The organism is Phycisphaerae bacterium (genome assembly GCA_018003015.1).
Classification (GTDB): Bacteria; Planctomycetota; Phycisphaerae; order UBA1845; family PWPN01; genus JAGNEZ01.
The window spans coordinates 83,241-95,518 of record JAGNEZ010000013.1; the positions used below are offsets into that span (position 1 = coordinate 83,241).

Sequence of the window (12,278 nt, forward strand, 5' to 3'; positions counted from 1 at the left end):
GAGGCTGGGGGGGGGCGAATTGGGGTGATCCCCTCACTCCGGGACGGAGGTTTTGGCCAGAATCTCGCTCAGGACTTGGTCGGCAACGACCATGTGGCCGTCGTGGAGGTAGCTCTTGCTGACCACTCGGTGGGCGCACACCGGCAGGAACATGGCCTTGATATCGTCCGGAACCACGTAAGTGCGGCCGGCGAGGATGGCCGCGGCCTGGGCGGCGCGGATCAGAGCGATCGTTCCGCGGGGGGAGACGCCGACGTCGAGGTGCTCGTGGGTGCGGGTTCGCTCGACGAGGTCCAGAGCGTAGGAAACCAGCCGATCCTCGACGTGGATCTCGGGTACCCGGTTCTGGATCTCGATCAGACCATCCCGCGACATGACCGCTTCGATGCTCTCGATGGCTACCTTGCTGGGATCCTCTCGGACGATCCGGCTTTCGACCTCGCGGCTGGGGTAGCCAATGCGTATCCGCAGGGCGAATCGATCAAGCTGGTTCTCCGGAAGGAAGTACGTGCCCTCGAACTCGAACGGGTTCTGCGTGGCAATGACCAGGAACGGCTGTTCCAGGCGCATGGTCCTGCCATCGACGCTGACCTGGCTCTCGCTCATGGCCTCCAGGAGGGCGGATTGGGTTCGAGGGGTGGTCCGGTTGATCTCGTCTGCAAGAATGACGTTTGCGAAAATCGGGCCACGCTTGAACTCGAAGCTACCGGTCTTGGCGTCGTAGACGCTGACCCCGATGATATCTGAGGGGAGCAGGTCGGGCGTGAGCTGTACTCGGCTGAAGGATAGGGCCAGGCTCTTGGCGAGTGTCCGGGCGAGCACCGTCTTGCCGACGCCGGGTACATCCTCGATAAGCAGATGGCCCCGGCTGATCAGGCCCACCAGAACCTGGGTCACCGTACCGGGTTTGCCGAGAAAGACGCGGTCGATATTAGCCCGAAGATGATCCAGACGCTCAAGCAGAGGTTGAATGGTCGAATCCGTCGTGGTCACGATCGTGCATCTCCTGGAGCATCGCTTCGCCGTCGCCGGTCCGCAGGTCCCATAACGGGATTATACCGCCTCTCGGACAAACGCACAGAATCCTGACTCGCGTTGCCAGGCGGCCCTGGGGGAGCTCGGGGCGGCTGGGGAAGAATAATCATCCCTCTGACGCTACAATAAGATGGGGAGCGAGGCTTCCCACCTCGCGCCCGCGGAGAACATGTGAGATCTTATCGACGGAACAGGCAAGCGGTTATGAATAAGCACACGACCTTCCCGGTAGGGCGGCTGTTGAGTGCGACCCTGCTTCTGGCCGTTCTCGTGCCAGCGGTGGGCGCCCAGGACAAGGCCCAACAACCTGCTGACGTCAACGTGAGCATCCACCTGGGCGGGGGCATGCGGGCGGTGGCGATACACACCCCTCAGGACCGTCCTGCGCTGGCCGCGGTGGAAAGTGCGACACTGCAGACGACGGCGACAATCCAAGTCAGCAGTTGGCCCTATCCGCGCGTGCCGATCGACGGTTTCTCGCCGCTGGTGGCGATTTCCGTGACGGACTACAAGGCGTCCAACGATGAAAGCTATGCCCACATCGTGAGGACCGGGTATAGCGGGACCGCTCTGAATCAGCCGGCCGAGACCAACTTCGTGATCGGGATCTTCGACAGCGGCTCAGTGGTCGATCTGATCGGTTACTGTGACTCCGAGATACTGGGTGTTACCGGCTCCTATCTGTCCGACTACACCACCTTGCTTGGAGGGGTCTGTGGTGCGTCGGAAGCTCCGGTGAGTATGCCCATCGGCATCTTTGCCAGCGGGCTTGGTGCCATCCAGGCCGATGGACAGCTGGATGTCACCCAGCTGGTGGGGCATGGGAACGTGGCTGCGGTGGTTGGGCCGTACGAGGTCTGTGGCAGCGGCCCGGTCCTGCCGACGGTGATCGGCAACGATTTCGTCGGTTTCTTCACGACTTCGATTCGGGTAGATCAGCCGCGACGGGTCACTGTGGGCGATCAGACGTATGCCAGCCCCGAGGTCCTCATCCTCCCACAGGGCAGCTCCTCCGCGCCCGTGTATCCTCGGAAGATTGCGATGACGGCCAGCGGATACGGGGGACTGGTGACGACGTCAAGTTTCTACCCCGACATCCTCGTGAACCCGCTGGGGCCGAACCAACCCTGGTTACCTACTGTGCTCAGCAGCGGCGATGGGGCCATCCCGTTCGGTGGGGCCTTTTTCGGACAGATGGGAGTGCTTCACGGGACTCCCGGCCACACCAATCCGCTGCAGACCATGCGTTTCATGATCGATACCGGCGCCCAGACGTGCATCATGACGCCGGCGATGACCGCGAACCTCAGCCTTCCAGCCACACCGGACTTCACGGTGGATGTGCAGGGCATCGGCGGCCTGTGCACCATGAACGGCTACTACATCGACTATGTGAGAATTAATGCCTTGGGCGGGGCGTTGGAGTTCTCACATGTACCCTTCGTGGAGATCGACATCTCGTCACCGGACGGGGGTGAAATCGGTGGCATCCTGGGCATGAACCTGTTCTGGAACCGGAATGTCGTGTTCGACCCCTCGCTCACGGGCAGCGGGTTCCTTCGCATTTCCGATCCGGTGCTCAACAACTTCGATTTCGATCGCGATACCGATGTGGATGCCGATGACTTGACCACCTTCCTTGGCTGCTCAAGCGGTCCTGCCATCCCGCAGGCGGCCATCGAGTGTCTGATGCCAGACGCCGACGGTGACGGCGATGTGGATCAGGACGACTTCGGGGTGTTCCAGCGTTGCCTGAGCGGGTCGGGCGTTCCCGCCGATCCGAGTTGTGGCCTTTGAGCCTTCCACGCATCTGAAGCCGGTGATGGGGAGCGGATATCGGTTCGTCGTTTCCTCTTCCGGGGGGTTCTGGTATGCTTGTCGGCCCGGAGTTGGCGGAGTCGGCCGCCCTCGAGTCAGGCCGGTGAGGATGCTGTGGTGCCCATGACCTCAAAGGAACGAGTTGCCCGCGTTCTGGCTCACCAACAGCCCGACCGGGTGCCCATCTATGACAAGTTCTGGTTCGAAACGGAGACCCGGTTTCGGCGGGAAATTCCTTTGCCACGCGACGGCGACGACGGCACCGGCCAGAGCACGGCCTGGGGCAAATCGCCCGCGGCCGAGTCATGTACCCTGTGGGAGTACTTCGACATGGACCTTTGCGAGGTGGCCTGGCCGGACTACCGGCTGCGGTTCACGCCCCCGCAGGTCCTCGAAGAGACCGACGAGTGGATCTCCCAGCGGGACGGCAACTGGGCGGTGCTTCGCTGGTGGAAGCAAAAGATGGGTACGCCGGAGCACATCGAGTTCGGCATCAACACGCCCGAGAAGTGGGCCGAGGTCAAGCACCTGATGACGGCTGGCAAGCACCGGGTGCGCTGGGACGAGTTCAAGCCGCTCTATCGTCGCGGACGCCAGCAGAACCGCTTCCTGCTTTATGCGACCGTCGAGCCGTTCGAGATGATCAAGGACGTGCTCGGCCATGAGATCATGCTTCGCTCGATGATGAGACAGCCGGAGTGGATCCACGACATCTTCAGGACCTACACCGAAGTAGCCGTGCAGATGCTGGAGCTCACTGAGGCGGAAGGCATGGTCTGCGACGGGGCCTTTGTGTACGGCGATATGGCGTACAACACCGGTCCCTTCATGAGTCCCAAGCACTACCGGGAGTTCCTGTACCCTTACCACAAGAGGATGATGGATGAGTTTCACAGACGGGGCATGCCAGTGCTGTATCATTCCGATGGCGATCTGCGAATGGTGCTTGATGATCTGATCGGTGCCGGTGTCAACGCGATCAACCCCCTCGAAGTGAAGGCGAACATGGACCTCCGTTCGCTCGCCCCGAGGTTCGGCGATCGCTTGGGGTTCTGTGGCGGCATTGACGCCCGGATTCTGGCTACGAATGACCTCGACCAGATTCGCGACGAGATTCGCGTCAAGATGGGAGCCGCGATGCCCTACCAGGGGTACATCTATCACTCGGACCATTCCGTCCTCCCGGACACCAGCCTTGCGACCTACAGGGCCGTGTTGAACGAAGTCAGGAAGGTCGGTGCCTACGCGTCGTGAGCAAGGCCGCCCCTACAGGTAACAGGCGGATGCAGCACGCTCAGGGAGCTGTAGATGACTCGCAGAGAGATTGTTGAACGAGCGATCACCTTCCGTGATCCTCCGCGGCTGCCCATGAAGTTCGACGTGGTCGGAGTCAACGACTGCTACGACGTCTGGACGCACGATCCGACGGGATGGAACTGGTCGTTCCAGGGCGAACTGGCCGACGAGTGGGGTTGTGTCTGGCAGCGCTCTGAGGTGCAGAACACCGGCCTGGTCCGCGGGCATCCGCTCCTGGACCTCGCCAGGCTCAAAGATCACTCGTGGCCCGATCCCGAAGATCCGCGTCGTTATCGCGGTTTTGAGGAGCAGCTGGCCAGCGCCGACGATCGCTTCGTCATGTTCTGCTTCGGCCAGGGCATTTTCGAGCGTCTGCACATGCTCCACGGCATGTCTGAAACGCTGATGGACTTCTACCTCGAGCCGGAGGCGATGCACCAGATGCTTGACCGGATCCTGGAGCATCACATCCGTGTTTTCCGGCAGTGCTGTAAGATCGCCAAGGGGCGCATGCACGCCGCGGCCATGGCCGATGACTGGGGTCTTCAGGACCGGGCGTTTCTCAAGGTCGAGACGTTTCGCGAGTTCTTCAAGCCGCGCTACAAGAAGTGGTTCGATGAAATCAGGACGGCCGGGATGCACACCTGGATGCACTCCTGCGGCCGGACGAACGATATTATCGAGGAACTGATTGACGCCGGGCTCGAGGTCGTGAACCTGCAGCAGCCCAACGTTGTTGGCATCGATGACATCAGCAGACGCTACCAGGGTCGGGTTTGCTTCGAGTCGATCGTGGATACCCAGTCCACGCTGCCCCGCGGGACGTACGAGGAGATACGTGCTCAAGCTCACCGGCTGCTCGATGCCTGGGGAACGCCCAGGGGCGGCTTCATCGCCAGCGACTACAACGACGCCGAGGCCATCGGTGTCACCCTTGACCGCCGCCGGGTGATGTTCGAGGCTTTCGCGGAAAAGGGCGGCTACCCAGACTACAAGGGCATTCTCGAACGTACTGCCGGGGCGGCTGTTGGCGGCCATTCCTACGGCAGGGACACGATCGAGAAGTAGTCCCCGGCGGTCATCGTTCCGGCGGAGCTTCCAGTCGTCGGAGTACCGTGTTCGCGTTTACGCTTTGCAGTGTGGGAATGCCGATATCCGCAGCCGGGCGCAGCCCATCGGGATCAGCGTCAGGTTCTCGATGGGCTCCTGGGTCTTGACCGGGCTCTGAGGTTCCACCCCCACGAGCCCGTTGGCTTCCTGTTTCCAGGTGGGTACCTTGCGGCCCTTGACCTTGATGGTGATAGGCGCGTGATCGGGCGTGAACGGCTGGGGATGGAGGGGCATGTCGGCTGGGACCACCTCGACCGATTGCGCCGGGTGGGCTGGGTCGACAATCAGGGCGTAGTTCCACGGTGTCGTCGGGAAGACCTCCCACGACGACCACTTGCCGGCATCGCCGTATCGCACCCACCGCTCGCCGATCCTGAGCGAGTAGGTCAACGGGCCGCGATCTACGGAGATCGTGTTGTGGTTTTGCTCCCAGCCGCGGATCGCGATTTCCATCGGTAGCTTGAGTTCGACCTTGTCGCCGTCGTTCCAGTTTCGATCCAACACCGCCCACTGACCGCTCTTCAGCGGCAGGTCCACGTTCTGGTTGTTGATTCTGATTCGTGCCCCTTCGCACCAGCCGGGAATTCGAACGGTTAACGGAAAGGACACCGGCTTGGGCATCGAGAACTGGAATTGCACTTCCTCGCCGAAGGGGTAATCGGTCGTCTCGCGGACGCCGATTTCGGTGCCGTCGCCGACCTTGACGGCGAGTTCGCTGGGGGCGTAAAAGACTGCCGCCAGGCCGTTTCCGGGCGTGGCCATCCAGAGGTGTTCCAGGAAGTAGGGCCAGCCGAAGGCCACGTTGTGCTGGCAGCAGCGATGCTGCTCGTAAGGACTGTAGGAACAGGTGTCGCCGTTGTTCTCGACCATTGGTGACTTGTCGGCCCGGTCGCACTGGACCATGTTGGGAGCGGTCAGGTAGTGAAGTGACATGAAATCCGGTCCCGTCGAGGCCGGGAAGGAGTTGTAGGCCACATCCTCGCAGCGATCGGCCCACAGGGTCTTGCCGGTGATTCGAACCAGCATCTCACTGCTGAACATGAACTCGACCATCGAGCAGGTCTCTGCCGCCTGCCGTGGTCCGGTGTATCCCTCGCGGCAGTTCTCGTCCGCCCCGAACATGCCGCCGGGGACTTGGCCGTAGGCGTCCATGACCTCCTGATAGTTTCTATTAGTAGCTTGCAGATGCGCAGGGTCGTTGCTTTGCCGGTAATACTGAGCCGGTTCGCGGAAGCACTGGCAGATGTTGACCCCGTGCCAGCTGGCAATGCCGTTGACCCAATCGGAGGTGCGCTCATGATTCACGCGAGCCAGCTCGAGCAGCCAGCTCTCGCCGGTCCGGTTGTACAACCAGTAGATGCTGTCGAGGTTGTCGCCACCGCGGATGGACTGCCACCATTCGCGACAGGTGTAGCCGAACTTGGCGTAGGAGTAGAGTCTCTCCGGCGGGATGCTCGCCATCCAGCGGAAGTATCGGGTCATGGCGGGCAGGATTCGCGGATCGCTGGTGGCCTCGTGCCAGGTACGCAGCGCGAAGAGGACGCACATGTTGGACCAGAGGTCGCCGTGCTGGCGGTTGACTTCGGGGCCGAAGTAGCCGTCCGGGCGCTGGCCGGCGAGAATGGCATTCACCCACCGCCTGGCTTGTTCCACGATGTCCGGGCGGGCGATCGCAAAACCGAGGGATACGAGCCCTTTGAGCCAGTAGGGCATTTCCTCCCAGGGGTTTTGACCTTCACCCCTGGGGTCAGCCCAGGCGCTGGTGACCAGGTTGCACCATGGGCTGATCTCGGGCAGGCGGCCGACCATTCCCCGGGCCATCAGGTCGAGTTGGTGACGGAGCCAGCCGTCCGGCCTGATCTGGCCGGCGGGCAGTTTGACCAGGGGGTTGACCCCGAGTGGGGCCCGGTTGTTGATATAGAAGTCGCTGAGCCCCGAAGAGGGCAGAGTTTCCAGCACTTGCATTCTGGGTCGCTCCAGCCATGGACTCCCGGGCGACCGGCCAGTTGGCCGGTGGTCGCCTCTCCGAGCCCGGGTTCACTCTGGCTCGATGGGCTGCATTCTACAGTGTGGGTAGGGCGGTTGTGAAGGGAGCGGATCAGCAGGCTTTGCCTCGGCCTGGCATCCCGCGGCTAGGATCAGCAGGGCATCGAAAGGGGCCACGGCTCGGGGACGCTGAACCGTGGCCCCTTATCGAATCGGTCTGTGGACCGCCTCGTCGGGCTCTTACAGCAGACCGTCCTTCTTGGCCATCAGCTTCAAGAGGTCGATGACGCGGCAGGAGTAGCCCATCTCGTTGTCGTACCAGGAGATGAGCTTGAAGAAGTTGGAGTTCAGCTCGATGCATGCCGTGGCATCGTAGATGCTCGACAGGGAGCAACCGATGAAATCGCTGCTGACGACCGGCTCCTCCGTGTAGCCGAGAATGCCCTTCATGCGACCCTCAGAGGCGGCTTTCATGGCCGCGCTGATGTCCTTCAGCGAGGTGGCTTTCTCGGTGCGAACGGTCAGGTCCACGGCGGAGACGTCTGCGGTCGGAATGCGGAAGGCCATGCCGGTGAGCTTGCCCTTCACCTCGGGAATACAGAGGCTGACGGCCTTGGCGGCGCCGGTCGATGCCGGGATCGCGTTCTGGCCGGCGCCACGGCCGCCGCGGAGGTCCTTCTTGCTCGGCCCGTCCACCGTCGGTTGAGTTGCGGTCATGGCATGGATCGTAGTCATGAGACCTTCGGCCACACCAAAGTTGTCCAGGACGACCTTGACGATCGGAGCCAGGCAGTTCGTGGTGCAACTCGCGTTCGAGACGATGGTGTCCTTGGCCTTGTCGAACTTCTCCTCGTTGACACCCATCACCAAGGTCGAGATGTCTTTGTCCTTGGCGGGCGCCGAAATGAGGACCCGCTTGGCCCCGGCGGTCAGGTGCTTGGTCGCACCCGCTCGGTCGGTGAACTTGCCTGTGGACTCGACCACGTAGTCGACCTTGAGATCCTTCCAGGGAAGCTGGGCGGGATCCAGGATGGAGCAACAAGGGATCTTCTTGCCAGCCACGACGACGTTCTCGCCTTGAGCACTGATATTGACCTTGGCACGCCCATGGGTTGAGTCATACTTCAACAAGTAGGCCAGGTTTTCAGCAGGTACCACATCGTTGATGCCGACGAACTCGATGTCCTTGTCGGTCAAGGCAGCTCGCATCACCAGGCGGCCGATACGGCCGAATCCATTGATTCCAACGCGCAAAGCCATTACATCATCTCCTGCCGGTCACAAACCGGTTGAACCGAGACTCTGAAACACACCGCCCGCGTCAGCCGGGCGCCGGCCGTTCCCCGCGGGTTCAACGGGCAAACAGGATAAGAGGGTTGTCGAGCGGGGTCAAGGAGGGGGCCTTGCCGATGGGTCGAACGGGGAGGGCCACCTTGGGGACGGGCGAGAGGTGAGGGCGGATCGGTGGTGCCCTTGGGCGCCCTGCGGCGTTGGCAGGATTCAGGCGTCCTGCCACGCCCGGTCAATCGCCCGCTTGCACTTGCGGCAAGCGTCGTAGGGGTCGGGCACCTCCCACTCGTCTACCATGATCCAGCCACGGAAACCTCCTTGCTTGAGGATGCTCAGCCCCTTGGCGCAGTCGGTTTTGCCATCGCCGCAGGCGAGGTGTTTGGATGTGGCCCCATCTCGAAGCGTGCCGTCGGTGTCGCAGAAATGGACGTAGCCGATGCTGCTCACCCCCACACGTTGCAGCAATTCCTCTGGTCTGCCGGTGGCCCCGTTCATCTGATCGAAGTGGCTCGGGTCGTAGATGCCTTTCAAGGCCGGGTGGTTCGCCCCGTGCAAGATGCGCAGGTAGTGATCGGCCGTATTGAAGACAAACACAGGTTCGATCTCGAAACACACCAGCAGGCCGAGATCACCGGCGATCTTGCCGGCTTCGCCGAAGGTCCGAGCCAGCAGATCGATGGCCTGATCAAGAGTCTGGCCGCGCAGCCCGCCTCCCGGCCACACTCCGAGGCAATCGCAGCCGATGGCCTTGGCCAGTCGGGCACGATCGCGGAACTCGTTCAGCCACGCCTTGCGAGTCGCCTCGCTGGGGTCGAATGCCCCGTCCGCACCGAGTTGGATCGAGAACAGGCGGAGCCCGTACAGGTCGTACAGCCGTCTGAGAGCGCGGACACGATCAGTCTCATCGGCTGCCGGGTAACCGCCGCTCGGCCAGTCGCTGACGAGTTCGACGCCGTCGAATCCACTCCGCGAAGCGAAATCGAGCACTTCCCATATCGGGTAGTTCTTTCCATACTTGCGGGTGCCGGATTGAAAACCGTTCAATCCGACGGCGGTCTTCCATCTCAACTCAGGGCGTGGGCTTTCACCTTTCAGTGTGAGGGTCGATGCCGCCAAGGAGGATGCGGCCAGTTTGAGTGCGGTTCTGCGGTTGACGGGCGGAAGCATGACCGTGTGTGTCTCCGATATCCGGCCGTGAAACGGCTCTGCCGGGCTTCTTCAGTTGAACGCCTTCCGGAGCATTTCGAGGCTCTTGGGGACGCCGGTGGCGGCATTCTCCTTGCCCTCGAATTCGAGTGAGATGTAACCGTGGTAGCCGACCTTTCGGAAGATGCTGGCCACCCGGGCGTAGTCGATATCGAGTGTGTACCATTCGCCGCCGCCGAAGTAGGTCTTGGCCTGAACGAGGACAGCGTGCGGGGCGATCATTTCCAGTTGCTCATAGGTCTTGTCCAGGAAGTTGCCGGTGTCGGGCAGGAGCTTGAGCCAAGGCGAGCGGACTGCGGTGTAGATCCGCATCAGCCCGGCGGCGGTCCGGCCGATACCCCAGTGGTTTTCCAGGGCCATGCACACGCCGCATTCTTCGGCCTTGGGAAGGCACGCCCCGATGGCGTCAATCACCCACTTGAAGGCTTCGTCCTCGGTATGACCGGGAAGGATCGGTTCGATTCCCTTGTTGGCCATCAGGTCGTCGAAGGACTTGATCGTTCCCCACCGCCCGGTGTTGAGCCGCATCGTAGGAATGCCCAGCCTGTAGGCAAGCTCGATGCAGTGCCGAGTATGCTCGATCTGCTGCTTGCGGACTGATGGATCGGGGGACACAAAACCCTGGTGAATCGAGAAACCCATCAGATCCAGTCCGTTGACGAACGCGCGATGCTTGAGGTCCTGCAAGTAAGTGTTCGATTCGCCGCTCATCTGACGATGGAGGATTTCAACGCCGTCGAAGCCCATTTCCGCGGCTCGTTCGATGCAGTCGGCCACTTCGACCTTCTGGTCGGTGAAGTGCCAGAACGAGTACGTCGAGACTCCAATCCGCAGGCGGCGGCTCGCAGCACGGCCCCCAGCGGCATCTTGCGCTGCTGCTGACGAGGTCCCGGTCCCCACAGAGAGCAGGCCGGCTGCCGACGCCGACAAAGTTCCCGCTGCTCGTCCGATGACTTCTCTACGCGTTAATTTCATGGCCACACTCTACCTCATTGCCTTCGATGCGCGAAGGCCATGGTCGACTAGCCGCGGCCAGCCTCTCAGGGTTTCCAGCCTTGGCGGTACGGCATATCCAGCAAATCGTTCAATTCCGGCGCGTTGGTGATCTTCATGTTCGTCGGATCCCACTCGATGCGCTTGCCGGTGCGGACCGGGATATTGCCGAGCAGCACCGCCTCAGTCATCAGGCCGGCTCGCCCGAAATGGCTCATGTAGTCAAGACCAAGGTCGCCGTTCTTACAGTTACGGATCCACTCCTCGTGATGTCCGGGTGAATCGGGCAGTGTTTTCGGCGGCGGCGTGTATCCCGCAAAGTCCTTCTCCGGGAGCAGGGAGGGCTGGTAGCGCCCGTTGATGCGCATGCGGCCCTTGTCGCCCACGAAGACCACGCCATTATCTCCCGGCGGTTGACCGTCGAGCACATCGCCGGTAGGTTTCTGGCCGCCGTCATACCAGAACACGGTGACTGGCCCACGGCCGTCACGGGCCGGGAACTGCCACTTGATTCGACTCCAGGCCGGGAAACTCTCCTTGTGACGTTCGGATGTCTCGGCCTCGACACTCGTCGGATCGCGCAGCCCCAGGCCCCAGAACATGGTGTTGCAGGAGTGGCAGGCGATATCACCCAGCGCGCCCGTTCCGAAGTCGAACCAGCCGCGCCAGACGGCAGGCAGGTAGGCGGGGTGATACGGCCGGGCTTGGGCGACACCCAGCCAGAGGTCCCAATGCAGCGTTTTGGGTACAGGTGGCGTGTCGGTGGGGCGGTCGAGCGCGTTTCGCCAATAGCTGCCTGGCCGGTCGGTCCAGACATGGACCTCGCGCACTTCGCCGATCGCCCTCGCGCGCAGCAGTTCCACCGTCCTGCGGGAGCCAGCGAGAGCGTTGCCCCCATTGCCCATCTGGGTCACGACCTTGTACTTGGCGGTCGCCTGGGCAACCCGCCGGGCCTCCGCCACCGTGTGCGTCAGCGGCTTCTCGCAGTAGACATGCTTGCCGAGTTGCATGGCCGCCAGCGTCATGATGGCGTGCATATGATCGGGCGTGCTGATGACGACGGCGTCGATCTGCTTGTGCATCCTGTCGAACATCTGCCGGTAATCAGCGAATTTCGGAACGTCCGGCATTGCCTTGAAGGCACCGCCCGCGTGAGCCTCGTCCACGTCGCACAGCGCCACGATGTTCTCGCCGCGCATGGCCGTGAAATTGTCCCATCCACGGCCGCCGACGCCGATCAGGGCGACGTTGAGCTTGTCGCCACTCGAACCGGCACAAGCCCTCCTGGCTCCGCCCACCGCCCACAGGCCGATTCCCAGCTGTCCGAGGAAGACCCGCCGCGTGCTCTTGTTTCTCATGATCCTTCTCCTCATATAGTGCCCATGAGTCTAACGCAGGGGGTGCTGAAAGGAAACGACCCGCTCTGGAGGCCGTGGGGGTGGATGAAAAAAGGAGAGACCTCCGGCGGTCCGGAGGCCTCTCTAGGGAATGCTGGAGGTGGTGTTCTGGTACCACCGCGACCATACCGGCGTGATGCCGGGCGG

The 12,278-nt window shown here is 62.1% G+C and carries 9 protein-coding genes; 3 read left to right on the forward strand and 6 right to left on the reverse strand.

From position 1 onward, the window contains the following. Window positions 1-33: 33 nt before the first annotated feature. Window positions 34-972: a MoxR family ATPase gene (locus KA354_08280; protein MBP7934627.1), complete on the reverse strand. Its 939-nt coding sequence runs from the start codon at window positions 970-972 to the stop codon at window positions 34-36. 267 nt (window positions 973-1,239) lie between these two features. Here KA354_08280 and KA354_08285 point away from each other — a divergent pair, with 267 nt between their 5' ends. The 3 genes from KA354_08285 (at window position 1,240) to KA354_08295 (ending at window position 5,217) form a co-directional block, all read left to right on the forward strand. Further along, window positions 1,240-2,832 (forward strand): clan AA aspartic protease, encoded by a 1,593-nt coding sequence (locus KA354_08285; protein MBP7934628.1) that lies wholly within the window; start codon window positions 1,240-1,242, stop codon window positions 2,830-2,832. A 138-nt stretch (window positions 2,833-2,970) separates the two neighbouring features. Beyond that, on the forward strand, window positions 2,971-4,107 hold the full coding sequence (locus KA354_08290; protein MBP7934629.1) for a hypothetical protein: 1,137 nt from the start codon (window positions 2,971-2,973) through the stop codon (window positions 4,105-4,107). A 54-nt stretch (window positions 4,108-4,161) separates the two neighbouring features. Continuing rightward, on the forward strand, window positions 4,162-5,217 hold the full coding sequence (locus KA354_08295; GenBank protein ID MBP7934630.1) for a hypothetical protein: 1,056 nt from the start codon (window positions 4,162-4,164) through the stop codon (window positions 5,215-5,217). Between the two features lie 57 nt (window positions 5,218-5,274). Here KA354_08295 and KA354_08300 read toward each other — a convergent pair whose 3' ends face one another. From KA354_08300 to KA354_08320, 5 genes are all read right to left on the reverse strand, one after another. Then, window positions 5,275-7,224, reverse strand: a complete 1,950-nt coding sequence (locus KA354_08300; protein ID MBP7934631.1) for a glycoside hydrolase family 127 protein — start codon at window positions 7,222-7,224, stop codon at window positions 5,275-5,277. 261 nt (window positions 7,225-7,485) lie between these two features. After that, window positions 7,486-8,505: a type I glyceraldehyde-3-phosphate dehydrogenase gene (gene gap, locus KA354_08305; protein MBP7934632.1), complete on the reverse strand. Its 1,020-nt coding sequence runs from the start codon at window positions 8,503-8,505 to the stop codon at window positions 7,486-7,488. A gap of 240 nt (window positions 8,506-8,745) precedes the next feature. Then, on the reverse strand, window positions 8,746-9,702 hold the full coding sequence (locus KA354_08310; GenBank protein ID MBP7934633.1) for a sugar phosphate isomerase/epimerase: 957 nt from the start codon (window positions 9,700-9,702) through the stop codon (window positions 8,746-8,748). Between the two features lie 51 nt (window positions 9,703-9,753). Next, entirely contained in the window at window positions 9,754-10,716 is a 963-nt protein-coding gene (locus KA354_08315) for a sugar phosphate isomerase/epimerase (protein MBP7934634.1), read from the reverse strand. A 65-nt stretch (window positions 10,717-10,781) separates the two neighbouring features. Further along, on the reverse strand, window positions 10,782-12,092 hold the full coding sequence (locus KA354_08320; protein ID MBP7934635.1) for a Gfo/Idh/MocA family oxidoreductase: 1,311 nt from the start codon (window positions 12,090-12,092) through the stop codon (window positions 10,782-10,784). Window positions 12,093-12,278: the final 186 nt, after the last annotated feature.